Source organism: Mycobacterium montefiorense, from assembly GCF_003112775.1.
GTDB lineage: Bacteria > Actinomycetota > Actinomycetes > Mycobacteriales > Mycobacteriaceae > Mycobacterium > Mycobacterium montefiorense.
Genome location: NZ_BFCH01000018.1, coordinates 185,396 through 209,973 on the forward strand (window position 1 = coordinate 185,396; position 24,578 = coordinate 209,973).

Annotated in this window: 23 protein-coding genes; 15 read left to right on the forward strand and 8 right to left on the reverse strand. The window is 67.0% G+C overall.

Annotated features, from left to right (window positions below):
- Positions 1–4: 4 nt before the first annotated feature.
- The 4 genes from DB708_RS13585 to DB708_RS13600 all read right to left on the reverse strand — a co-directional run bounded on the left by DB708_RS13585 (position 5) and on the right by DB708_RS13600 (position 3,703).
- Positions 5–1,210: a serine hydrolase domain-containing protein gene (locus DB708_RS13585; RefSeq protein ID WP_108922594.1), complete on the reverse strand. Its 1,206-nt coding sequence runs from the start codon at positions 1,208–1,210 to the stop codon at positions 5–7.
- 68 nt (positions 1,211–1,278) lie between these two features.
- Entirely contained in the window at positions 1,279–2,061 is a 783-nt protein-coding gene (locus DB708_RS13590) for a DUF6065 family protein (RefSeq protein WP_108922596.1), read from the reverse strand.
- A gap of 176 nt (positions 2,062–2,237) precedes the next feature.
- Positions 2,238–3,026, reverse strand: coding sequence for a DUF6065 family protein (locus DB708_RS13595; RefSeq protein ID WP_235616761.1), 789 nt, complete (start codon positions 3,024–3,026; stop codon positions 2,238–2,240).
- Between the two features lie 44 nt (positions 3,027–3,070).
- Positions 3,071–3,703, reverse strand: coding sequence for a class I SAM-dependent methyltransferase (locus tag DB708_RS13600; protein WP_108924185.1), 633 nt, complete (start codon positions 3,701–3,703; stop codon positions 3,071–3,073).
- 220 nt (positions 3,704–3,923) lie between these two features.
- Here DB708_RS13600 and pyrR point away from each other — a divergent pair, with 220 nt between their 5' ends.
- From pyrR to metK, 12 genes are all read left to right on the forward strand, one after another.
- Positions 3,924–4,496, forward strand: coding sequence for a bifunctional pyr operon transcriptional regulator/uracil phosphoribosyltransferase PyrR (gene pyrR / locus DB708_RS13605; RefSeq protein WP_108922598.1), 573 nt, complete (start codon positions 3,924–3,926; stop codon positions 4,494–4,496).
- A 10-nt stretch (positions 4,497–4,506) separates the two neighbouring features.
- On the forward strand, positions 4,507–5,472 hold the full coding sequence (locus DB708_RS13610; protein ID WP_108922600.1) for an aspartate carbamoyltransferase catalytic subunit: 966 nt from the start codon (positions 4,507–4,509) through the stop codon (positions 5,470–5,472).
- On the forward strand, positions 5,469–6,761 hold the full coding sequence (locus DB708_RS13615) for a dihydroorotase (protein ID WP_108922602.1): 1,293 nt from the start codon (positions 5,469–5,471) through the stop codon (positions 6,759–6,761). The genes DB708_RS13610 and DB708_RS13615 overlap by 4 nt, the downstream gene beginning before the upstream one ends.
- Positions 6,758–7,255 (forward strand): PH-like domain-containing protein, encoded by a 498-nt coding sequence (locus DB708_RS13620; protein WP_108922604.1) that lies wholly within the window; start codon positions 6,758–6,760, stop codon positions 7,253–7,255. The genes DB708_RS13615 and DB708_RS13620 overlap by 4 nt, the downstream gene beginning before the upstream one ends.
- Positions 7,252–8,388, forward strand: a complete 1,137-nt coding sequence (gene carA / locus DB708_RS13625; protein WP_108922605.1) for a glutamine-hydrolyzing carbamoyl-phosphate synthase small subunit — start codon at positions 7,252–7,254, stop codon at positions 8,386–8,388. The genes DB708_RS13620 and carA overlap by 4 nt, the downstream gene beginning before the upstream one ends.
- On the forward strand, positions 8,388–11,753 hold the full coding sequence (gene carB / locus DB708_RS13630; RefSeq protein ID WP_108922607.1) for a carbamoyl-phosphate synthase large subunit: 3,366 nt from the start codon (positions 8,388–8,390) through the stop codon (positions 11,751–11,753). Before carA ends, carB begins: the two co-directional genes overlap by 1 nt.
- Positions 11,750–12,577, forward strand: coding sequence for an orotidine-5'-phosphate decarboxylase (gene pyrF, locus DB708_RS13635; RefSeq protein ID WP_108922609.1), 828 nt, complete (start codon positions 11,750–11,752; stop codon positions 12,575–12,577). The genes carB and pyrF overlap by 4 nt, the downstream gene beginning before the upstream one ends.
- A gap of 450 nt (positions 12,578–13,027) precedes the next feature.
- On the forward strand, positions 13,028–13,345 hold the full coding sequence (mihF, locus tag DB708_RS13640; RefSeq protein ID WP_077090846.1) for an integration host factor, actinobacterial type: 318 nt from the start codon (positions 13,028–13,030) through the stop codon (positions 13,343–13,345).
- 58 nt (positions 13,346–13,403) lie between these two features.
- Positions 13,404–14,030 carry a guanylate kinase gene (gmk, locus tag DB708_RS13645; RefSeq protein WP_108924187.1) on the forward strand — a complete coding sequence of 209 codons (627 nt, stop codon included), beginning with the start codon at positions 13,404–13,406 and terminating at the stop codon, positions 14,028–14,030.
- A gap of 77 nt (positions 14,031–14,107) precedes the next feature.
- The gene (rpoZ, locus tag DB708_RS13650) at positions 14,108–14,431 is read left to right on the forward strand and encodes a DNA-directed RNA polymerase subunit omega (RefSeq protein WP_108922611.1); all 324 of its coding nucleotides are present in this window, start codon (positions 14,108–14,110) and stop codon (positions 14,429–14,431) included.
- Between the two features lie 52 nt (positions 14,432–14,483).
- Complete coding sequence (gene coaBC, locus DB708_RS13655) at positions 14,484–15,734, forward strand: bifunctional phosphopantothenoylcysteine decarboxylase/phosphopantothenate--cysteine ligase CoaBC (RefSeq protein WP_108922612.1); 1,251 nt, start codon at positions 14,484–14,486, stop codon at positions 15,732–15,734.
- 94 nt (positions 15,735–15,828) lie between these two features.
- On the forward strand, positions 15,829–17,040 hold the full coding sequence (gene metK, locus DB708_RS13660) for a methionine adenosyltransferase (RefSeq protein ID WP_108922614.1): 1,212 nt from the start codon (positions 15,829–15,831) through the stop codon (positions 17,038–17,040).
- Here the strand turns inward: metK and DB708_RS13665 are convergent.
- The 4 genes from DB708_RS13665 to DB708_RS13680 are packed head-to-tail and all read right to left on the reverse strand — an operon-like array spanning position 17,037 to position 21,073.
- Positions 17,037–17,600 carry a pyridoxamine 5'-phosphate oxidase family protein gene (locus DB708_RS13665; RefSeq protein WP_108922616.1) on the reverse strand — a complete coding sequence of 188 codons (564 nt, stop codon included), beginning with the start codon at positions 17,598–17,600 and terminating at the stop codon, positions 17,037–17,039. The genes metK and DB708_RS13665 overlap by 4 nt on opposite strands.
- A 9-nt stretch (positions 17,601–17,609) precedes the next feature.
- A complete protein-coding gene (locus DB708_RS13670) occupies positions 17,610–19,109 on the reverse strand; it encodes a flavin-containing monooxygenase (RefSeq protein ID WP_108922618.1) in 1,500 nt (499 codons plus the stop codon).
- A gap of 16 nt (positions 19,110–19,125) precedes the next feature.
- Positions 19,126–20,091 (reverse strand): alpha/beta hydrolase, encoded by a 966-nt coding sequence (locus DB708_RS13675; protein WP_108924189.1) that lies wholly within the window; start codon positions 20,089–20,091, stop codon positions 19,126–19,128.
- A gap of 22 nt (positions 20,092–20,113) precedes the next feature.
- A complete protein-coding gene (locus DB708_RS13680) occupies positions 20,114–21,073 on the reverse strand; it encodes an alpha/beta hydrolase (RefSeq protein ID WP_108922620.1) in 960 nt (319 codons plus the stop codon).
- Here DB708_RS13680 and DB708_RS13685 point away from each other — a divergent pair.
- The 3 genes from DB708_RS13685 (at position 21,072) to DB708_RS13695 (ending at position 24,573) form a co-directional block, all read left to right on the forward strand.
- Positions 21,072–21,815, forward strand: a complete 744-nt coding sequence (locus DB708_RS13685) for a lysoplasmalogenase (RefSeq protein ID WP_235616819.1) — start codon at positions 21,072–21,074, stop codon at positions 21,813–21,815. The genes DB708_RS13680 and DB708_RS13685 overlap by 2 nt on opposite strands.
- 144 nt (positions 21,816–21,959) lie before the next feature.
- Positions 21,960–23,915, forward strand: a complete 1,956-nt coding sequence (locus tag DB708_RS13690; RefSeq protein ID WP_108924193.1) for a primosomal protein N' — start codon at positions 21,960–21,962, stop codon at positions 23,913–23,915.
- A 175-nt stretch (positions 23,916–24,090) separates the two neighbouring features.
- A complete protein-coding gene (locus DB708_RS13695; protein ID WP_108922622.1) occupies positions 24,091–24,573 on the forward strand; it encodes a MarR family transcriptional regulator in 483 nt (160 codons plus the stop codon).
- Positions 24,574–24,578: the final 5 nt, after the last annotated feature.

Below are 24,578 nucleotides of genomic sequence, written 5' to 3' on the forward strand. Positions count from 1 at the left end.
GGCGCTAGATGTCGAGCGCCTGATAGGTACGCCGGACGAACTTCGGTTGCGCCGTGCGTAGTTTGGCCAGCGATGTGTTGCCCGCGACGGCAGTGGCCGCGTCCACGGTCAGGTCGGGCATGTTCTGAATCAGGTACAGCAGGATCAGATCCGCGGTCGGGTCCGCCTGCCACCACGTCCCGTACGCGCCGGGCCAGCTGAACGTTCCCACTCCGCCCGGCCCGAATAATGGCGTGGACTTCGCCTGATCGGTCACCACCGACAAGTTCAACCCGAAGCCGCGTCCCATCCAGTACGGCGCCCCCAGGAAGTCATGGCGTTTCTGTTCGTCGGTGAGCCGGTCGGTCCGCATCAGGCATACCGACTCGGGCGACAACACCCGCACGCCGTCGACTGTCCCGTCGCCGAGCAGCATCCGGATGAACCGCAGGTAATCCTGCGCGGTCGACCACAACCCGCCGCCGGCATTGCAGAACGACGGCGGCGTGATATGCGGCGGCCCCATCACGTCGTGCCGTAGCTGATGATTGTCGTCGAGCGAATACATGGTCGCGGCCCGTCGCCGGGCTTCGGGTGAGACGAAGAATCCGGTGTCGGCCATGCCTGCCGGAGCCAGCACCCGCTCATCGAGCACCTGGTGGAACGGTTTGCCGTCGACACGAGAAGCGATGACGCCCAACAGATCTATGGAATGGCTGTAGGTAACTCGCTCACCGGGCTGGTGCACCAGCGGTAGCTTGGCAAGCTCGGTCAGCCAGACATCCGGGCCCTGGTTGAACGGCAGCCGCATATAAGCCCGAGAGATCGGCCCGGACACCGAAAACCCGTAGGCCAGGCCGCTGGTATGGGTCAGTAGATCCTCGATCAGGATCGCCCTGTTCACCGGGTGGGTGCGGTCCAGCGGGCCCCGCGGGTCGTCGAGCACCCGCAGGCCGGCCAACTCCGGGACCCAGCGCGTGATCGGGTCTTTCAGCGTCAGCTTGCCCTCGTCGACCATGCTCATGATCGCCGCCACGGTGACCGGCTTGGTCATCGACGCGATGCGAAATAGCGTGTCTCGTTGCATCGGCAGGCCCGCGTCGACATCGCGGTGCCCGATCTCGTTCACCTGCAGGACTTCTCCGTGTTGCCATACCAGCGTCACTGCACCCGCGAGCAGGCCGGCGTCGCAGACCTCGCGGATGGAGGCTTGGTTGCCATCGAGATTCACCAGGTCAGGTTAGCCCGAAGCCAGCCAGCGCCGTTGCGCGCGTAGGTACAACAGCGTCTATTGCCGCTTCACATCTTGTGGCTGACAAAGGAACGGAGGTGACGGCGAGTCTGGTGATTGGATGTCCCGGCGTTGCCGTCGGTGTGTTTGCCCCGCAGGTAGTCGCCCTGCCACTGCACTTGTTCTCCCGCGGCCATCCTGGTTGTCTGCTCGGCTTGCTTTGCCGCGCTGCGGGAGCCAAGAAAGAATTCATACTGGCGCCGTAGCTCTTCGTCAGACTCGATAGGCCTGAGTTCTGGGGCGAACTGTTCGAGCTCGGCTCGGCGCTGCGGGACAATCACGCAGATCGGTTCGCCGACCTCGAATCGCACCGGCATCATTTTGCGGGTGAATTTCCAGTTCATGCTGAAACTTGCGCTGGTCCAGTCGGTTTCAACTATCCCTTCTAACGCGCATACGGCGTCCTTCGGATAGTTTGCCGGCCCGCGGACCAACAGGTTATAGCCCGGCGGTGTGCGGAACAGAATCGGCAGATGCCAGGTCAAGATGCCGTTTCCGAAATGGCTGGCGGGCAGTAGCTGGCCGGTGTCGCGCTGATGGGGTGCGATCACCACGTCCGCGCCGTTCTCCTGACCCATCCAGGTGGCGGTGAACGCGCACGGATTGCGCAGCTCCCAGCCGCTCTGGTTGGCGATGAGCATCGGCAGACATCGATTGGGCCAGCCCGTCTGCCGCTGCGCCATCTCCCGCATCCAAGCCCGGCCGGTCGATGCCGGCGCAATCTGCGGCGCGTTATCGCGCGTGATGAACTCGATTAGCGGGTAGGCCGGCTGGCGGGGCGTATCGCTCACACCGGCCAGGTTAGTTGTGGAAACTAAGAACCCGCCAGTGCGGGACATTAGACCTGCTCACGGTGTGACAACGACCGGCGTCAGCTGTTGTTGAGGCGTCGGCGTTGCGTCGGTCCGGCCAAACGTCCTCTGTGCCATGGCCATCAGGGGACGTCGGGTCGCCCGCACGTAAGCGCTTATCGCGACTTGTCGTGTTCTGACTGAGCAAAGGGGCGGAGCTTACGGCGAGTCTGGTGATCCGGTGCCCCGGCCTCGCCGTCCCGGTGTTTGCCGCGGGTGTAGTCGCCTTGCCACTGGACTCGGTCTCCCGCGGCGACCCTGGCCAGCTGCTCGGCGTGCTGTGCCGTGTCACGTTCGGTGAGAAACAACCGATGCTTGCGCTGCAGGTCTTCGTCGGACTCGATGCGCCTGAGTTCCGGGGCGAACTCTTCCAGCTCGGCTCGGCGCTGCGGGACGATCATGCAGATCGGCTCGCCGACCTCGAATCGCACCGGCAGCATTTTGCGGGTGAGTTTCCAGCTCATGCTGAAACTCGCACTTGCCCAGTCGGTTTCGACTATGCCCTCTAACGGGCACACGCCGTCCTTTGGATAGTTCGCCGGTCCGCGGGCCAACAGGTTGTACCCCGCCGGAGTGCGGAACAAGATCGGCAGACGCCAGGTCAGGATGCCGTTGCCGAAATGGCTAAGGGGCAGTAATTGATTAGCTCCGTACTCGTCGGGTTCGATCAGCACATCCATGCCGTCGTTTTGAGCAATCCAGGTGGCGGTGAACGCGTACGGATTACGCAGCTCCCAGCCGCTCTGATTGGCGATGAGCATCGGTAAACACCGACTGGGCCAACCTTTGTCCGCTTCCGACTGTTTTGACATCCACTCCCGGCTAACCGGTGCCGGGGTGATCCGCGGCGCGTTATCGCCGGTAATGAACCCGATCAGTGGACGGGACGGGTGAGCGTCAGTCACGCGAGTCAGATTAGCCGGGAACTCGTGGCCATGCCCGCGGTGAGTTAGCGCCGCCCGGCGCGCACGTACCAGAAGGCCATTTCGATTTCGCTGCCGTCGACCTCGCGTCGGACCGTGACGGGTTCCAGCGCGTCGATATCCCACCCGGCGCCGCCGAGGACGTCGCTCAGTGTCTGCTCCGACACCGCGGGCCGTGGCCGCTGTGGATCGGGTGGGTTGGCGTCGGAGAAGCAACTGATCAACAGCGTGGCGCCGGGCTTGGTAGCGCGATGCGCGGCGGCCGCGTAGCTGCGCTTGCCGTCGTCGTCGAGGCAGTGGAACATCCCGCTGTCCACGATGGTGTCGAACACGTCGGTGTAGCCCTCGAGCGTGGTGGAGTCGGTTACCGCGAACGTGATGTCGACTCCGGCGTCCTCGGCCCGCCGCTTGGCGGTGATCAGCGCGGTCGGGGAGATGTCCAACCCGGTCACGGTGTAGCCGTTCTTGGCCAAATACACCGCGTTGTCGCCGAGGCCGCAGCCGATGTCCAGGACATTGCCGTGCACCCGGCCGCCTGTGTGCCAGCTGATGACGTTCTCCTTGGGCGCCTTGGTATCCCATGGCGGTGTGGTCATCGGCGGGATGCCCTGGCCGGGGCTCTCGCCGCGGTACAAAGCGTCGAAGTCCATGCGCTGCAATCCGGACGGAAAGCCGGAGGGGTTGGTGTCCGTCATTTCCGCCAGCGTAGACGCCGAAGCGGCATTCGTGGCGGGTGTGGTGCCGGCGTCCGCGGCGGCCGCGGAATAGGCCCAGGCGCGTCCGCCATCGTCGTACGAGCCGCGGAATGCTACGCTGCCCGACAGTCGACATCCTTTAACGATCCGTCCCGAGAGGCGGAGAAGGAGGTCAAGGTTTCGCATGAGTGCCGCGGGTGATTCCGCAACCGGCCGCGAATTGATGTCGGCGGCCGACGTCGGCCGAACGATTTCGCGTATCGCGCACCAGATCATCGAAAAGACCGCGCTCGATAGTCCTGACGCGCCACGCGTAGTGCTGTTGGGAATCCCGACCCGCGGGGTGATTCTGGCCGCACGCCTGGCTGCCAATATCGGTGAATTCTGCGGTGTCGATGTCGGCCATGGTGCCCTCGACATCACTTTGTACCGTGACGATTTGATGACCAAGCCGCCCCGGCCGCTGGAGGTCACTTCGATTCCGGCCGGTGGCATCGACGACGCACTGGTGATTCTCGTCGACGACGTGCTGTATTCCGGTCGCTCGGTGCGCTCCGCCCTGGACGCGCTGCGCGACGTGGGCAGGCCGCGAGCCGTGCAGCTGGCGGTGCTGGTCGACCGCGGCCACCGCGAGCTGCCGGTGCGCGCCGACTACGTGGGTAAGAATGTGCCCACCTCGCGCACCGAGAGCGTGCATGTGCAGCTGCACGAGCACGACGATCACGACGGCGTCGTCATCGGGAGGGACTCCGAATGAAGAGAGCCTCATGACCAGACACCTGCTGACCGCCGGGGACCTGACTCGTGACGACGCCACCGCCATCCTCGACGACGCCGACCGTTTCGCGCAGGCTCTGGTCGGGCGCGAGGTCAAGAAACTCCCCACCCTGCGCGGGCGCACCGTGGTCACGATGTTCTACGAGAACTCGACGCGCACCCGGGTGTCGTTCGAAGTGGCCGGGAAGTGGATGAGCGCCGACGTGATCAACGTCAGCTCGTCCGGATCATCGGTGAGCAAGGGGGAGTCGTTGCGCGACACCGCGCTGACGCTGCACGCGGCCGGCGCTGACGCGCTGATCATCCGGCACCCGGCTTCCGGTGCCGCACATCTGCTGGCCGACTGGACCGCTCCGGCCGACGGTTCAGAAGGCGGCCCCTCGGTAATCAATGCCGGCGACGGCACCCATGAACACCCGACGCAGGCGTTGCTGGATGCGCTGACCATCCGCCAGCGCCTCGGCGGCATCGAGGGCCGGCGCATCGTGATCGTCGGAGACATCCTGCACAGCCGGGTCGCGCGCTCCAACGTGATGCTGCTGGCAACGTTGGGTGCCGAGGTGGTGCTGGTGGCGCCGCCCACGCTGTTGCCGGTCGGGGTCGACGGCTGGCCGGCCACCGTCTCCTATGACTTCGATGCCGAATTGCCGGCCGCCGACGCCGTGCTGATGCTGCGGGTGCAGGCCGAACGGATGAACGGCGGGTTCTTCCCGTCGGTGCGCGAATACTCGGTGCGCTACGGACTTTCCGACCGGCGCCAGGCGCTGTTGCCGGGTCATGCCGTGGTGCTGCACCCCGGGCCGATGGTGCGCGGCATGGAGATCGCGTCTTCAGTGGCCGATTCATCGCAATCCGCGGTGCTGCAACAGGTTTCTAACGGTGTGCACGTGCGGATGGCCGTGCTGTTCCATGTACTGGTCGGAACCGAATCGGCCGGAAGTGAGGGGGCCGCGTGACTGTGTTGCTTCGCGGAGTCCGGTTGTACGGCGAAGGTGACCGGGTCGACGTTCGGGTCGATGACGGCCAGATCGCCGAAATCGGTGCGGGGTTGGGCATCCCGGAATTCGCAGACGTCATCGACGCCACGGACCATGTGCTGCTGCCCGGGTTCGTCGACCTGCACACCCATCTGCGTGAGCCCGGCCGCGAATACGCCGAGGACATCGAGACCGGTTCGGCCGCTGCCGCTTTGGGTGGATTCACGGCGGTGTTCGCGATGGCGAACACCAAACCGGTGGCGGACAGCCCGGTGGTCACCGATCACGTCTGGCACCGCGGCCAGCAGGTCGGCCTGGTGGACGTACACCCCGTCGGCGCGGTCACCGTCGGCCTGGCCGGAACCGAGCTCACCGAGATGGGCATGATGGCCGCCGGCGCCGCGCAGGTACGGATGTTCTCCGACGACGGCGTCTGCGTGCACGACCCCCTGATCATGCGCCGCGCCCTGGAATACGCCACCGGGTTGGGCGTGCTGATCGCTCAGCACGCCGAGGAGCCGAGGCTGACCGTCGGTGCGGTGGCGCACGAGGGGCCCACGGCGGCCCGGCTCGGCCTCGCCGGATGGCCCCGAGCCGCCGAGGAGTCGATCGTCGCGCGGGATGCGCTGCTGGCCCGCGACGCCGGCGCCCGCGTCCACGTTTGCCACGCCTCCACTGCGGGAACCGTCGAGCTTCTGAAATGGGCTAAGGGTCAAGGTATTTCAATAACCGCCGAGGTGACGCCGCATCACCTTCTGCTCGACGACGCCAGGCTGGCCAGCTACGACGGGGTGAACAGGGTCAACCCGCCGCTGCGTGAAGCCACCGACGCGATCGCATTGCGCCAAGCATTGGCCGACGGGGTAATCGACTGCGTGGCCACCGACCACGCCCCGCACGCCGAGCATGAGAAATGCTGCGAGTTCTCAGCAGCCCGGCCCGGCATGCTGGGGCTGCAGACGGCGCTGTCGGTGGTGGTGGCCACGATGGTGGAACCCGGACTGTTGACCTGGCGCGATGTCGCCCGGGTGATGAGCGAAAACCCGGCGCGCATAGTCGGATTGCCCGATCACGGCCGGCCGCTGGAGGTGGGGGAGCCGGCCAACCTGACCGTGGTGGACCCGAATGCGACCTGGACGGTCACCGGTGGCGACCTGGCCAGCCGATCGGCCAATACTCCTTACGAGTCGATGACCTTGCCCGCCACCGTGACGGCCACATTGCTGCGCGGAAAGATCACCGCTCGCGATGGGAAGAGCCCGGCATGAATTCCTCGACGCTGGTGGGGTCGCTGATCTTCGCGGCCGTGCTGGTGGTGGTGATCGCGGTAGTCATCCAGCTGATGATGCTGGGCTGGCGCCGGCGCGCGCTGCGCCAGGAGGAGCTGATCGGCAACCTGCCCGAGGTGCCCGACGCGGTGGGAACGGCGACCACCACGCTGCGCGGCATCTATGTCGGGTCGACGCTGGCCCCGGAATCCAACGAACGGGTCACGGCCGGTGATCTCGGGTATCGCAGCAAGGCTGTGCTGAGCCGCTATCCCGAGGGGATCCTGCTGGAACGCGTACGCGCCAAACCGATTTGGATTCCACAGAGTGCGATTTCCGATATACGCACCGAACGCGTGATGGCCGGAAAGGTCGCGGCCCGCAATGGGGTGTTGGCCATTCGGTGGCGGCTGCCGTCGGGCATCGAAATTGACACTGGGTTCCGGGCGGGTAATCGCGATGAATACGACGGTTGGCTACAGGAGGCTGCGTGACGACCAAAGCCCAGCTGGTACTTGAAGATGGCCGCATCTTCACTGGGACGCCGTTCGGCAACATCGGTCAAACCCTTGGCGAGGCCGTCTTTTCCACGGGCATGTCCGGCTATCAGGAGACGCTGACCGACCCCAGCTATCACCGCCAGATCGTGGTGGCCACCGCGCCGCAGATCGGCAACACCGGCTGGAACGGCGAGGACGCCGAAAGCCGGGGCGACAAGATCTGGGTCGCCGGCTACGCGATCCGCGACTCGTCGCCGCGCGCCTCGAACTGGCGTGCCACTTCGACCCTTCAGGACGAACTGATCCGCCAGCACATCGTCGGGATCGCCGGTATCGACACCCGCGCGGTGGTGCGCCATCTGCGCAGCCGTGGGTCGATGAAGGCGGGCGTGTTCTCCGGTGCTGCGCTGGCTGAACCGGACGAGTTGCTGGACCGGGTGCGTGACCAGCAGTCGATGCTCGGTGCCGATCTCGCCGGCGAGGTTAGCACCCCGGACGGCTACGTTGTAGCAGCCGAAGGGCCACAGCGATTCACGGTCGCCGCCCTGGACCTGGGGATTAAGACCAACACGCCGCGCAACTTCGCCCGGCGGGGAATCCGCAGCCACGTGTTGCCCGCGTCGACCACCTTTGAGCAGATCGCCGACGTCAAGCCGGACGGGGTGTTCCTGTCCAATGGGCCCGGCGATCCCACCACCGCGGACCACATCGTCGCGCTCACCCGAGAGGTGCTGGGCGCCGGAATCCCGTTGTTCGGCATTTGTTTCGGCAATCAGATCCTGGGCCGCGCGCTGGGCTTGTCCACCTACAAGATGGTCTTCGGCCATCGCGGAATCAACATCCCGGTCATCGACCACGCCACCGGACGGGTGGCGGTGACCGCGCAGAACCACGGGTTCGCGCTGGAAGGTGAGGCCGGCCAGCGGTTCGACACGCCGTTCGGCCAAGCGATCGTCAGCCACACCTGCGCCAACGACGGCGTCGTAGAAGGTGTCAAACTGCTTGATGGCCGGGCATTTTCGGTGCAATACCATCCAGAGGCCGCCGCCGGCCCGCACGATGCGGAGTACCTGTTCGACGAATTCGCCGATCTGATGGCCGCTCACAACAGGGAAGGGACACGCTAGTGCCGCGTCGCGCCGACCTGCGTCACGTCCTGGTGATCGGCTCCGGGCCGATCGTCATCGGTCAAGCCTGCGAATTCGACTACTCCGGCACCCAGGCGTGCCGGGTGCTGCGTGCCGAGGGCCTGCAAGTCAGCCTGGTCAACTCCAACCCGGCCACCATCATGACCGACCCCGAGTACGCCGACCACACCTACGTCGAGCCGATCACCCCGGCTTTCGTCGAGCGGGTGATCGCCCAACAGGCCGAGCGCGGCAACAAGATCGACGCGCTGCTGGCGACGCTGGGCGGGCAGACCGCGCTCAACACCGCGGTCGCGCTATACGAGAACGGCGCGTTGCAACGCTACGACGTCGAACTCATCGGTGCCGACTTCGACGCCATCCAGCGCGGTGAGGACCGGCAGCGGTTCAAAGATATCGTCGCCAAGGTCGGCGGTGAATCCGCGCGCAGCCGAGTGTGTTTCACGATGGAAGAGGTACGGGAGACGGTCTCCGAACTCGGCCTGCCGGTGGTCGTGCGGCCCAGCTTCACAATGGGCGGGCTGGGTTCAGGCATGGCACGCTCCGTCGAGGAGGTCGACCGGATGGCCGGCGCCGGGCTGGCCGCCAGCCCTAGCGCCAACGTGCTGATCGAGGAATCGATCTACGGCTGGAAGGAATTCGAGCTCGAGCTGATGCGCGACGGCAATGACAACGTCGTGGTGGTGTGCTCGATCGAGAACGTCGACCCGATGGGCGTGCACACCGGTGACTCGGTAACGGTCGCGCCGGCCATGACGCTGACCGACCGGGAATACCAGCGGATGCGCGATCTGGGCATCGCCATCCTGCGCGAGGTCGGCGTCGACACCGGCGGCTGCAACATCCAGTTCGCGATCAACCCGACCGACGGCCGGTTGGTCGTCATCGAGATGAATCCCCGGGTATCCCGTTCCAGCGCACTGGCTTCCAAGGCCACCGGCTTCCCGATCGCCAAGATCGCCGCCAAGCTGGCCATCGGCTACACGCTCGACGAAATCGTCAACGACATCACCAAGGAGACCCCGGCCTGCTTCGAGCCCACCTTGGACTACGTCGTGGTCAAGGCGCCGCGGTTCGCGTTCGAGAAGTTTCCCGGAGCCGACCCGACCCTGACCACCACGATGAAATCGGTCGGCGAGGCAATGTCGCTGGGCCGCAACTTCGTCGAGGCGCTCGGCAAGGTGATGCGGTCGCTGGAGACCGACCGGGCCGGCTTCTGGACGGGACCCGACCCCGACGGTGACGTCGAGGAGGTGCTGACCCGGCTAGAGACCCCGACCGAAGGTCGGCTCTATGACATCGAGCTGGCGTTGCGGCTGGGCGCTCCGGTGGAGCGCGTCGGCCAGGCCAGCGGGGTGGACCCCTGGTTCGTCGCGCAGATCGGCGAACTGGTGGCGCTGCGCGCCGAGCTGACCGCAGCCCCGGTGCTCGACTCCGACCTGTTGCGGCGCGGGAAGCACAGCGGACTTTCCGACCGCCAGATCGCCGCGCTACGACCCGAATTGGCCGGCGAAGACGGGGTCCGTTCGTTGCGCGAGCGCCTCGGCATCCACCCGGTGTACAAGACGGTGGATACCTGCGCGGCCGAATTCGAGGCCAAGACGCCCTATCACTACAGCAGCTACGAACTTGACCCTGCTGCCGAGACCGAGGTCGCACCGCAGATCGAGAAGCCCAAGGTGCTGATTCTGGGGTCCGGGCCGAACCGGATCGGGCAGGGTATCGAATTCGACTACAGCTGCGTGCACGCGGCAACCACGTTGACCCAGGCCGGTTTCGAAACGGTGATGGTCAACTGCAACCCCGAGACGGTGTCCACCGACTACGACACCGCCGACCGGCTGTACTTCGAACCGCTTACCTTCGAGGACGTCGTCGAGGTGTTCCGCGCCGAAGCGGAGTCGGCCAGCGGTGGCCCCGGGGTGGTCGGTGTCATCGTGCAACTCGGCGGCCAGACCCCGCTCGGACTGGCCCAGCGGCTCGCCGACGCCGGGGTTCCGATCGTCGGCACCCCGCCCGAGGCCATCGACCTGGCCGAGGACCGCGGCGCCTTCGGCGACCTGCTCGGTGCGGCGGGTCTGCCGGCGCCGAAGTACGGCACCGCAACAACTTTCGCACAAGCTCGCCGGATCGCCGATGAGATCGGTTATCCGGTACTGGTGCGGCCTTCGTATGTGCTGGGCGGGCGCGGCATGGAGATCGTCTATGACGAGGAGACGCTGAAGAGCTACATCACCCGCGCCACCCAGCTGTCCCCCGAGCACCCGGTGCTCGTCGACCGCTTCCTGGAAGACGCCGTCGAAATCGACGTCGACGCCTTGTGTGACGGCGCCGAGGTCTACATCGGCGGCATCATGGAGCACATCGAGGAGGCCGGCATCCACTCCGGCGACTCGGCCTGTGCGCTGCCCCCGGTGACGCTGGGCCGCAGCGACGTGGAGAAGGTGCGCCGGGCGACCGAGGCCATCGCGCACGGCATCGGTGTGGTGGGTCTGCTCAACGTTCAGTACGCCCTCAAAGACGACGTGCTCTACGTCCTCGAGGCCAACCCGCGGGCCAGCCGTACCGTGCCGTTCGTCTCCAAGGCCACCGCGATCCCGCTCGCCAAGGCGTGTGCGCGGATCATGCTGGGCACCACCATTTCCCAACTTCGCGAAGAGGGAATGCTGGTGGCGGCCGGGGACGGGGCCAATGCGGCCCAGCACGCCCCGATCGCGGTGAAGGAGGCGGTGTTGCCTTTCCACCGGTTCCGTCGCGCCGACGGAGCGGCCATCGATTCTCTGCTCGGCCCGGAGATGAAATCGACCGGCGAGGTGATGGGCATCGACCGCGACTTCGGCAGCGCCTTCGCCAAGAGCCAGACCGCCGCCTACGGTTCGTTGCCGGCCGACGGCACCGTGTTCGTGTCGGTCGCCAACCGCGACAAGCGATCGCTGGTGTTCCCCGTCAAGCGGCTGGCCGACCTGGGTTTCCGCGTGCTGGCCACCGAAGGTACCGCGGAGATGCTGCGCCGCAACGGGATTCCGTGTGACGAGGTGCGCAAGCACTTCGAACCCCCGGGGCCCGGGCGCCCCGAGGTATCGGCGGTCGAGGCGATCAAGGCGGGTGACGTCGACATGGTGATCAACACGCCCTACGGCAACTCCGGCCCGCGTATCGACGGCTACGAAATCCGTTCCGCCGCAGTGTCGGTGAACATCCCCTGCGTGACGACCGTGCAGGGCGCATCGGCAGCTGTCCAGGGCATCGAGGCCGGCATCCGAGGTGACATCGGGGTGCGGTCGCTGCAGGAGCTGCACTGTGCGATCGGGCGTGGGGGCGCGACACAAAAGGACTCCCGATGACCGGGTTCGGCGTCCGGCTGGCCGAGGCGAAGTCGAGTCGAGGGCCGCTGTGCCTGGGCATCGACCCCCACCCGGATCTGCTGGAGGCCTGGGATCTGCCGACCACCGTCGATGGCCTGGCCCAGTTCTGCGACATCTGTGTGGATGCGTTTTCCGGTTTCGCCGTCGTCAAGCCCCAGGTGGCGTTCTTCGAGTCCTACGGCTCGGCCGGCTTTGCGGTACTGGAACGCACGATCGTCGCGCTGCGCTCGGTCGGGGTGCTGGTGCTGGCCGACGCCAAGCGTGGGGACATCGGGTCGACGATGGCGGCGTACGCGGCGGCCTGGGCCGGCGATTCGCCGCTGGCTGCCGACGCCGTGACCGCGTCGCCCTATCTGGGCTTCGGCTCCCTGCGACCGCTGCTGGAAACCGCCGCGGCGCACGACCGGGGAGTCTTCGTGCTGGCGGCAACCTCCAACCCGGAGGGTGACACCGTGCAGCGCGCCACCTTCGACAGCCGCACCGTGGCTCAGCTGGTCGTTGACCAGGCGGCGGTGGTCAACCGGTCCGCCACCCCGTCCGGACCCGGCTACGTCGGTGTGGTGCTGGGTGCGACGGTCTTCGAGGCGCCCGATGTGAGCGCGCTGGGCGGACCGGTGCTGGTTCCCGGGGTCGGGGTCCAGGGCGGCCGCCCTGAGGCGCTCGGCGGCCTCGGGGGGGCCGTGCCGGGCCAGCTGCTGCCGGCGGTGGCGCGCGAGGTGCTGCGGGCCGGGCCGAACGTGCCGGATCTGCGGGCGGCGGGCGAACGAATGCTGGACGCCGTCGCCTATCTCGGTGTGCAATAGCAGGCCGATCGGGAGCCCGGTTAACACCGCCGGAATCTTTTCCGATCGGGTTCCACCCGACGACCTGCTGTTTGTCAGCGCCGCGACACGCGCGACACGCCATGGCAAATCGTGATACCCGGCACGGGCCCTGCGGCTATCAGTCAGCGCCCTCCGCAAGGGCCCCGTTGCCGTATCCGGCATCGCGCCGCCCAGTGCTAAAACCGCAGCTAGAAGGCCTGATCTGGCTCGGTCCTGCGGGAATGTGGCCAGCGCCCGGGCATCGGATCCGGTCGCTGCCAGCGATGCCCAGCAGGCCGCTGACAGCATCCGTAGCCGCCGTACAAGCAGCGGATTTAACCCGTTAACCAGGGGGTCGGGTTAGATTTCGTCAGGAAGCGTGAGTACGGTCGTCTCCGCTGGGCCAAGCACCCAGCAGAGACACGAGATTGATCTAGATACGGAGGAATCGTGGCCCTTCCCCAGTTGACCGACGAGCAGCGCGCGGCCGCGTTGGAGAAGGCGGCTGCCGCACGTCGTGCACGAGCAGAGCTGAAAGACCGTCTCAAGCGCGGTGGCACCAACCTGACCCAGGTGCTCAAGGATGCCGAGAGCGATGAAGTCCTGGGCAAGATGAAGGTGTCTGCCCTGCTTGAGGCATTGCCAAAGGTGGGCAAGGTCAAGGCGCAGGAAATCATGACCGAGCTGGAGATCGCTCCGACTCGTCGCCTGCGTGGTCTTGGCGACCGCCAGCGCAAGGCCCTGCTGGAAAAGTTCGGCACCGCCTAACCCGACCTGCGACGATGCAGGCCGCATGGCCTGTGGGCGCACCGACCATGGGGCGCCGATGAGCGTCGACGAGGGACCGGACATCGGGCACCGCACACGTCCTGAGCCGTCAGGCAAGGGACGCGTCATAGTGCTGTCCGGTCCCTCAGCGGTCGGAAAGTCAACAGTGGTCCGGTGTCTGCGAGAGCAGGTGCCGAACCTGCATTTCAGTGTCTCGGCCACGACGCGGGCGCCGCGGCCGGGCGAGGTCGACGGCGTCGACTACCACTTCGTCAGTCCCGCCCGCTTCCAGCAACTCATCGACGAGGGCGCCCTGCTGGAGTGGGCCGAGATCCACGGTGGGCTGCAGCGATCGGGAACCTTGGCGGAGCCGGTGCGGTCCGCGACCGGCTCGGGATCTCCGGTGCTCATCGAGGTGGACCTGGCCGGAGCCAGGGCGATCAAGAAGGCGATGCCGGAGGCCATCACGGTGTTTCTGGCCCCGCCCAGCTGGGCGGACTTGCAGGCCAGACTGGTCGGGCGTGGCACCGAAACGCCGGAGGCCATGGCGCGCCGCCTGGAAACCGCACGGGTGGAATTGGCAGCCCAAGAAGACTTCGACCAGATCGTGGTCAACAGTCAATTGGAGTCTGCGTGCGCCGAATTGGTATCCTTGCTGGTGGGAAACGCGCCTGGCGCGGCATGAGCCGACTCGTCAGACGCGATTTGAATCGAAGTCTCTAACCGTTTTCAACCGCTCTAAGCGCCAGGAGAAAGTCTTAAGTGAGCATTCCGCAGTCTGACGCGTCGCTGACCGCCGTGGATCAATTCGATCCCTCGGCGGGCGGCCAGCGTGCCTACGACACCCCACTGGGCATCACCAACCCGCCCATCGACGAGTTGCTGGACCGCGTCTCGAGCAAGTACGCGCTGGTCATCTACGCCGCCAAGCGAGCTCGGCAAATCAACGATTACTACAACCAGCTCGGCGAGGGCATCCTCGAGTACGTTGGTCCGCTGGTCGAGCCGGGGCTGCAGGAAAAGCCGCTCTCGATCGCGATGCGTGAAATCCACGGCGACCTGCTCGAGCACACCGAGGGCGAGTAACAGGACGGGGCCGGGCGTGCAGAGCCGCTTCAACGAAGAAGGGCCGGCGTAGGTGGATCGCAAGCGGATCGTCGTCGGTGTCTCCGGGGGTATCGCCGCGTACAAGGCGTGCACCGTCGTCCGGCAGCTTGCTGAGGCGGGCCACGAGGTCCGCGTCATCCCCACCGAATCCGCATTGCGCTTTGTCGGGGCCGCCACGTTCGAAGCGCTCTCCGGTCAGCCGGTGCACACCGGCGTGTTCTCCGACGTTCCCGAGGTGCCGCACGTCCGGCTCGGCCAGCAGGCCGACCTGGTGGTGGTGGCGCCGGCCACGGCCGACCTGTTGGCCCGCGCGGTGCATGGCCGGGCCGACGATCTACTGACCGCGACACTGCTCACGTCGCGATGTCCGGTGCTGTTCGCGCCCGCGATGCACACCGAGATGTGGTTACACCCCGCCACCGTCGACAATGTGGCGACTTTGCGCCGTCGGGACGCTGTGGTGCTGGAACCGGCATTCGGACGGCTCACCGGCACGGACAGCGGCAAGGGACGGCTCCCTGAGGCCGAAGAGATCACCACCCTGGCCCACCTGCTGCTGGAGCGCTCGGACGCGTTGCCCTACGACCTGGCCGGCCGCAAGCTGCTGGTGACCGCCGGTGGAACCCGCGAGCCGATCGATCCGGTCCGCTTCATCGGCAACCGCAGCTCCGGCAAGCAGGGCTACGCGGTGGCGCGGGTCGCCGCCCAGCGCGGGGCCGAGGTCACGCTGATCGCGGGCCATACGGTCGGGCTCATCGATCCGGCCGGCGTCGAAGTCGTGCACATCAGTTCGGCTCAACAACTCAGCGATGCGGTCTCCAAGCACGCGCCCGATGCCGATGTTCTGGTGATGGCCGCCGCGGTAGCCGACTTCCGGCCCGCCCAGGTTGCCGCCGCGAAGATCAAAAAGGGCCCGAATGATCAAGACCGGCCGCCGACCATCGAGTTGGTGCGCAACGATGACGTGCTGGCCGGCGCGGTGCGCGCGCGATCGCACGGGGAGCTGCCCAAGATGCGGGCTATCGTAGGTTTTGCCGCCGAGACCGGCGACACAGAAGGCGATGTGCTGTTCCACGCCCGAGCGAAGTTGCGACGCAAGGGATGTGATCTGCTGGTGGTCAACGCCGTTGGCGACGGCAGGGCATTCGAGGTGGACAGCAACGACGGCTGGCTGCTGGCCTCCGACGGAGCCGAGGCGGCGCTCCCGCACGGATCGAAGACGCTGATGGCGAGTCGCATCGTCGATGCGATCGTCACGTTCTTGGACAGCGACAGCGGATAGCGCCAGGTTGCAATCGGCCGCCGGAGCCGGTTGAGTTGAAGGCGCCTAAGATAATTTGCCTAACTAACATTAGTCAGTACGGAAGGATGACGCAGTGAGCGAAAAGGGTCGGCTGTTTACCAGTGAGTCGGTGACCGAGGGGCATCCCGACAAGATCTGCGACGCGATCAGCGACTCGGTCCTAGACGCGCTTCTGGCGGAGGATCCCCGCTCACGTGTCGCGGTCGAGACGCTGGTGACCACCGGACAGGTGCACGTGGTCGGCGAGGTCACGACAACCGCCAAGGAGGCGTTCGCCGAGATCACCAACACGGTGCGCGAGCGCATCCTCGACATCGGCTACGACTCCTCGGACAAGGGCTTCGACGGTCTCACCTGCGGTGTGAACATCGGCATCGGCGCGCAGTCGCCCGACATCGCCCAGGGCGTCGACACCGCCCACGAGGCGCGCGTCGAGGGCGCCGCGGACCCGCTGGACTCCCAGGGCGCCGGCGACCAGGGCCTGATGTTCGGCTACGCGATCAACGACACCCCGGAGCGGATGCCGCTGCCCATCGCGCTGGCCCACCGGCTGTCGCGCAAGCTCACCGAGGTGCGCAAGAACGGGACGCTGGACTACCTGCGTCCGGACGGCAAGACGCAGGTCACCATCGCCTACGAGGACGACGTCCCGGTGCGGCTGGACACCGTGGTGGTCTCGACGCAGCACGCCGACGGCATCGACCTGGAGAAGACGCTGGACCCCGACATCCGCCGGCACGTGCTGCAGACCGTGCTGGACGAGCTGGCTCACGACACCCTGGACTCGTCGTCGACCCGGGTGCTGGTGAACCCGACCGGCAAGTTCGTCCTGGGCGGTCCGATGGGCGACGCGGGCTTGACCGGTCGCAAGATCATCGTCGACACCTACGGCGGCTGGGCCCGGCACGGCGGCGGCGCCTTCTCCGGCAAGGATCCATCCAAGGTGGACCGGTCGGCGGCGTACGCGATGCGCTGGGTGGCGAAAAACATCGTCGCGGCCGGGCTTGCCGAGCGGGTCGAGGTGCAGGTGGCCTACGCCATCGGCAAGGCCGCCCCGGTGGGGCTGTTCATTGAGACGTTCGGCACCGCGACCGTCGACCCGGTCAAGATCGAGAAGATCGTGCCCGAGGTGTTCGACCTGCGGCCCGGTGCGATCGTTCGTGACCTGGACCTGCTGCGCCCGATTTACGCGCAGACCGCCGCGTACGGGCACTTCGGCCGTACCGACATCGAGCTGCCGTGGGAGCAGCTGGACAAGGTCGACGACCTCAAGCGCGCCATCTAGTCCGGCAGCGGGTGGTCGGCGTCCAGCGCGGGCAGCCCGTCGATGCTGTGCAGATTGCGGTCGACGGCGCGCACGTATGTCTCGGCGTTCGCTTTGGCGTGATAGGTGTCGAGCACCGGCCGTTCGTCGACGAGGTCGTAGTACGGCACCGCGTATCCGCAGGCGTCGGCGATCCGCTCGACGTCGATGACGATGGCCCCCCGGATGCCGGCATGCTGGTCGCCGAAATGGGCTAGCAGACTGGGGAATTCGGCGTTGTCCGGGCGGACCGTGCGGCCGGTGCCGAACAGCCGCAGGATCCGCGAGTTTCGGGTGAACGAGCAGAACATCAGGGTGATTCGACCGTTGTCGCGCAGGTGCGCGATCGTTTCCACGCCGCTGCCGAACAGGTCGAGGTACGCCACGGTGTGCTCGTCGAGCACCGCGAAGGTGTCGCGATACCCCTTGGGGGAGAGGTTGATTCGGCCGCCCTCGGACGGGGCGGTGGCGACGAAGAACATGGCCTGGCTTTCGATGAATTCTCGCAGCGACTCGTCGAGACCCGAAAACTCCTTTGCCATACGCCGAGCCTAGCGTCTGCTGAATCGGTAGTCGTCGAGGTCGAAACGACGACTACGCCACTGCGCCTCCAGCGTGGTGGTGGGACGTAGCGGCACGTCGCCGTTCTTGTCGAAGTAGTAGCTGTTGGCCAGGTGGCAACTGTCCTGCCAGAAGATCTGACGGTGCCGCTTGCGCATCATCTCGTCGAAGTAGCGGCTGTTGGCCTTTTCGGTCACCTCGACCCGTGTCGCGCCATTGCGCCGGGCCCGCTTCAGGCACCGCACGATGTGGTGGGTCTGTGTCTCGATCAGCGCGAAAAACGAAGAGCCGACGTAGCCGTAGGGGCCCATCACGTTGAACATGTTCGGGAATCCGGGAACGCTGACGCCTTCATACGCCTGCAGTCGGTGCTTGTCCCAGAACTCGGTCAGCGTGGTACCACCGCATCCGGTGATCGAAAACGTCGGCATGTTGTCGGCGTCCATCACCTTGAAACCGGTCGCCAGCACCAGCGCGTCGATCTCGTGGTTCTCGCCGTCGGTGGTGGCCACCGCCTCCGGCGTGATCTTGTCGATCGGCTCGGTGACCAGCCGCACGTTGTCGCGGTTGAAGGTGGCCAGGTATTCGTTGTGGAATCCGGGCCGCTTGCATCCCACCGCGTAGCGCGGAGTCAGCTGCTCGCGCACCTCCGGGTCGTCGACCTGCTGGCGCAGATAGCGCCGACCCGCGCCTCCCATCCGCTTGGCCAACGGAAACACCGTGAAGTACTGCGCGGCGATCGTGAAGGTCAACTCGACGAACGCCTGGCTGAGCAGTCGCTGGACCGCCGAGACGGCGGGAATCCGCATCGCCGAGCGCAGCGGCGCCGACAGCGGGACGTCGAACTTGGGGAAGCACCAAATCGGGGTGCGCTGAAACACGGTGAGCTGAGCGACAATTGGCGCGATCTCCGGGATGACCTGCACGGCCGAGGCGCCGGTGCCGATGATCGCGACGCGCTTGCCAGTCAGGTCCTGGGTGTGATCCCAGCGCGCGGTGTGCATGGTGATGCCGTCGAAGGAGTCGACGCCGTCGATGTCCGGCAGATTCGGCACGGCGAATACGCCACTGGCGCTGATGACGAATCGGGCCGTGACCTGCCCGCCCGGATCCGTCTGCACGCGCCACAGCGAGTGCTCGTCGTCGAACTCGGCGGAAAGCACTTTGGTGTTCAACCGGATCCGCGATCGGATGCCGTATTTGTCGACGCAGTGTTCGGCATAGGCCTTCAGTTCCCGCCCCGGCGCATAGATGCGCGACCAGTGCCGGCTCTGCTCGAAGGAGAACTGATAGGAGAACGACGGAATATCCACGCCGATACCGGGATAGGTGTTCCAGTGCCAGGTTCCGCCGACGCCGTCGCCGGCCTCGATGACCAGGTAATCGCTGAGCCCGGCCTTGTCGAGCTTGATGGCCGCGCCGATACCGGAGAACCCGGCGCCGACGATCAGGGTCTGGTAGTCGGGGCTGTCTTTCGTCTCCGGGCTCATCGACGTTCCGTCTTTCCTAGTAGTGCAGCGCCTTCCGCAGCGCCATCAGTCCACGTTCGGTGGCCGCGGCGGCCGCCGGTATCACCGGCGCGAAGCTGGCATAGCCGTGTACCAGGGTCGGCTCGTTGCTCAGCTCGGCGGGAACGCCCGCCGCGTTGAGCATATCGGCGTAGCGCGCCCCGTCGTCGCGCAGCGGGTCGTGCTCGGCGGTGCCGATGAAGGCCGCCGGCAGTCCCGACAGGTCGGCGGCGTTGGCCGGGGCGAGCGTGATGGGCAGCACCGTCGGGTCGGTGTAGTCGATCTCGGGCGGCAGGTACCAGGCCAGGAAGGCTTCGATCACCTCGCGGTCCAGAATCGGGGCGAAGGCGTTCTCGGTGTGCGACGGCAGCGAAAGATCCCCGGTCACGATCGGATACCAGAGCAGCTGGAACGTCAGCTCTGGCCCGCCGTTGTCCCGGGCCATCACGGCCATCACCGCGGCGAGGTTGCCACCCGCCGAATCACCGGCCACGGCGATACGGTTGGGGTCACCGCCCAGTTCGGTGGCGTGTTCGCCGGTCCATTGCAACGCGGCCCAGCTGTCGTTGACCCCGGCTGGGTAGGGGTGCTCCGGAGCGCGCCGGTAGTCCACGGAGACCACGATCGCCTCGGCGACGACCGCATGCGCGCGGGCGACGTGATCGTGGGTGTCCAAGTCGCCCAGACAGAAACCGCCGCCGTGGAAGAAGACGACAACGGGTGATGCCTCGGCCGGGGTAGGCGGCCAATAGATGCGAATCGGAATGTCGTTGAGTCCGCCGTGGCCGATCGTGCGCTCTTCGATCCGCAGATCCGGCAGCATTTCCGGCGGCACCTTGAGTAGCTTGAGCCGCTCGCGCGCGAGCTCGACGCCGTCGTCCGCGTTGAACGTCATCGGGAAGGCGTCGAGCAGCGCTTTGAACGTCGGATCGATGTCAGGTCGGGCGAGGGGAGGCTCGATCATTCGTTCACGGTACGCCGGGTGTTCACCCGTACAGCGCATCTCGCAACGCCGCGAGCCCGCGATCCGACCCGTCCGTGGCGGCGGGCACCACGCCGGCGTAGCCGAGATAGCCGTGCACCAACGTCGCGGCGTTGTGCACCTCGACGGGCACGCCCGCGGCGGCCAGCAGTTTGCCGTAGCTGATGCCGTCGTCGCGCAGCGGGTCGTAACCGGCGACGCCGATGTAGGCCGGCGGCAGCTCGGCTAAGTTCTTCGCCCGCCCCGGCGCCATGCGCACCGGCGGGTCGGATAAGTCGGCATCGCCTGCGTACCAACGGGAAAACTGCGCGATGGCCCGGGTGTCAAGAATCGGCGCGGCGGCATTCTCGGCGAACGACGGCAGCGACTGGTCCCACAGCACGGACGGATACCACAACAGCTGGAAGATGATCGGCGGTCCGCCCTCGTCGCGGCACTGCTGGGCGATCGCCGCCGCGATGTTGCCGCCAGCCGAATCCCCGGCTAGAGCCATGCGGTTCGGGTCGCCGCCCAGTTCGGTCGCGTGCCCGGCGACCCACCGTGTTGCGGCCCAAGCGTCTTCGACCGCGGCGGGATACGGGTGTTCGGGCGCCAACCGGTAATCGACCGACACCACAATCGTGTCGGCGCCCACCGCATGCTGGCGAGCGGTGCCGTCGTGGGTGTCGAGATCGCCGATCACGAACCCGCCGCCGTGGAAGTAGACAACGATGGGCAGCGCGCTATATCCGGAATCCGTTGACGGCCAATAGATCCTGATGTTGATCGGGCCGGCGGGCCCGTCGATGGCGCGGTCCTCGACGCGCAGTTCGGGATGCACCGACCGGCGCGGTAGGTCGCGGAACCGCTGACGCGCAGCATCGATGCCGTCGTCGGTGGATAGCCGGAACGGAACCGCGTCGAGTACCTTCAGCAGGATGGGGTCGATAGGAGGTTTCTCGTCGGCTTTGTCAAAGCTGGGCATTCAGGTACCGTACGCACCCCGCGTGATGGCCGTCTGCTGGGTGGCAGCCGGCTGGGCGGGCATCGCCTATGGCGTGTACTTGACCGTGGTCGCGGTGCATTCCCCGCCCGGAACCGAGCTCACCGGGCATTGGATTCTGCAGCCGCCGTTCAAGGCGTTGATGGCCTTGCTGTTGACTGTCGCCGCATTCGCACACCCCATCGTCAGCGAGCGGCGCTGGCTGATGCCCGCGCTATTGCTCTCGGCCACCGGCGACTGGCTGCTCGCCATCCCGTGGTGGACCATGTCATTTGTCTTGGGGTTGGCGGCATTTCTGTGTGCGCACCTGTGCTTCATCGGCGCGCTGGCCCCGCTGGTGGTCAAAGGGACGCTGTCGCGGGCCCGCATCGCCGTCATGGTGGCGCTGGGCGTGGCCGCGATCGCGTTGCTGGTGTGGTTCTGGCCGCACCTCGGTCGTGACGATTTGACCCTCCCGGTGACGGTGTACATCTTTGTGCTGACGGCGATGGCATGCACGGCCATCGCGGCACGGTTGCCGACGATCTGGGTGCCGGTGGGCGCGGTGTGCTTCATGGCATCGGACGCGATGATCGCGATCAGCCGGTTCATCCTGGGCCACGAGGCGCTGGCGGTGCCGATCTGGTGGCTGTACGCGGCCGCGATGATCCTGATCACGGCAGGGTTCTTCTTCGGCCGTGACGTTGCCGGCCCTGACGATGAACCCGGGCCGGCGCAAGGATAACTGTCGGTGGTCGCCGCTACGGTGTGGCCCACGGACGGTAATGATGCTGGCTGACTGCGTATTTCGTGGCTCGGGAGTGCTGTGAGTGCGACCGGTGCCGCACGCACGCCGATCGAGGTGGAACCGATCGCACGAGTGCTGCCGATGTTGTCGGTGCCACACCTGGATCGCGAGTTCGACTACCTGGTGTCGGCCGAGCAATCCGACGATGCCCAGCCGGGGGTGCGAGTGCGGGTCCGGTTCCACGGCCGGCTGGTCGACGCGTTCGTGCTGGAGCGCCGCAACGACACCGACCACGTCGGGAAGCTGGGCTGGCTCGATCGCGTCGTGTCCGCGGAGCCGGTGCTCACCCCGGAGATCCGCCGGTTGGTCGATGCCGTGGCCGCGCGCTACGCCGGGACGCGCCCGGACGTGCTGCGGCTGGCGGTCCCGGCCCGGCACGCCAGGGTGGAGCGGGAGACCACCCAGATCCCGCCGCCGCCGACCATTGAGCCCGTCGACCCGTCCGGCTGGGAGGTCTACAGCCGCGGCAAGCAATTCCTGACCGCCCTGGCCGAGTCGCGTGCCGCTCGTGCCGTGTGGCAGACGTTGCCGGGCGAGCCGTGGGCGGACCGGTTCGCCGAGGCCGCCGCGCAAACGGTCCGCGCCGGGCGCGCGGCGCTGGCGATCGTGCCCGATCAACGGGACCTGGATGCGCTGTGGCTGGCCGCGACCGCCCGGATCGACGAAGACAGCGTGGTGGCGCTGTCGGCGGGCCTGGGGCCGGCCGCACGCTACCGGCGCTGGCTGGCGGCGCTGCGGGGCAAGGCGCGACTGGTGATCGGCACCCGCAGCGCAGCGTTCGCGCCGCTTGCCGACCTGGGGCTGGTCATGGTCTGGTCCGATTCCGACGACAGCCTGTCTGAGCCGCGTGCGCCCTACCCGCATGCCCGCGAAGTGGCGATGCTGCGCGCGCATCAGGCGCGCTGCGCGGCGCTGATCGGCGGCTACGCCCGCACCGCCGAGGCGCACGCCCTGGTGCAAAGCGGGTGGGCCCAAGACATCGTTGCGACCCGGCCGGTGGTGCGGGCCCGCACGCCGCGGGTGGTCGCGCTCGACGACACCGGTTACGCCGACGAGCGCGACCCGGCGGCCCGCTCCGCGCGGATTCCGTCCATCGCGCTGCGCGCCGCCCGCTCGTCGCTGCAGGCCGGGGCGCCGGTGCTGGTCCAGGTGCCGCGCCGGGGCTATGTGCCGTCGCTGGCCTGTGGACGCTGTCGCGCCATCGCCCGCTGCCGGCACTGCACCGGGCCTCTCTCACTGGCCGAGTCACTGCAGGAGCGCGGACCCGGCGCGCTGTGCCGCTGGTGCGGACGTGCCGAGCCGGCGCTGCGCTGCACCCGGTGCGGGTCGGATGCGGTACGCGCGGTCGTCGTCGGGGCCCGTCGCACTGCCGAAGAGCTGGGTCGCGCCTTCGCCGGGACGTCGGTGATCACCTCGGCGGGCGACACGATCGTGGCCGAGGTCGCCGCTCACCCCGCCCTGGTGGTCGCCACGCCGGGGGCCGAACCCCGCGCCGACGGCGGTTACGGGGCGGCGCTGCTGCTGGATACCTGGGCGCTGCTGGGCCGCCAGGATCTGCGCGCCGCCGAGGATGCGCTCTGGCGCTGGATGAGCGCCGCGGCGCTGGTGCGTGCCCGCGGCGACGGCGGTGTGGTGACAGTGGTCGCCGAATCAACCATCCCGACCGTGCAATCGCTGATCCGCTGGGATCCGGTGGGTCACGCGGAAGCCGATTTGGTGGCGCGCGGCGAGGTCGGCCTGCCGCCCAGTGTGCATATGGCGGCGATTGACGGTGGCGCCGGCGCGGTGACGGCATTGCTCGATGAAGCCCGCTTGCCAGACGAAGCAGACGTGCTCGGCCCGGTCGATCTGCCGCCGGGGGTGCGCCGGCCGCCCGGTACCCCAGCGGACGTGCCGGTGATCAGGATGCTGGTGCGGGTGCGCCGCGAGCGGGGCCTGGAACTGTCGGCTAGCCTGCGACGCGGCGTCGGCGTGCTCAGCGCCCGGCAAACTCACGAGCCGGTGCGCGTGCAGATCGACCCGCTGCATATTGGCTAGCCATCGCGAATGGGCCACTCACCCAGCAATTTTCCGATAGAAGTCGCAGACCGCCTCCCGTAGCGATAGTATGCATGAGCAACAATCTTTATCTCTACATATTCGCAGGTTGTTATAGTTTCAGCCCTTTAGCTAGCCTGCGGCGGCCCGGATCGGGCCCGGGAAGGTGGCCTGGATGGCGACGGAGAACACGACGAAAGCCAGCGAGTCGCTGGATGTCATCACCGATGCGCTGCTGACGGCGTCACGGTTGCTTGTCAGCATGTCGGCACGGTCAATCGCGCAGGTCGACGAGAACATCACGATCCCGCAATTCCGCACGTTGGTGATCCTGTCCAACCGCGGTCCGGTCAACCTGGCCACGCTGGCCAGCCTGCTGGGCGTGCAACCGTCGGCCACCGGACGCATGGTGGACCGGCTCGTCGCCGCCGGGCTGATCGACCGCCTGCCGCACCCCACCTCCCGGCGCGAGCTGATCGCCGCCCTGACCAAACGGGGCCGCGAGGTGGTGCGCCGGGTTACCTCACACCGGCGCGCGGAAATCGCCGCGATGGTGGAACAGATGCCGGTGGCCGAGCGTCACGGCCTGGTACGGGCTCTGACGGCCTTTACCGCCGCCGGCGGCGAACCCGACGCGACGATTGACCTCGATCTGTAGCTCGC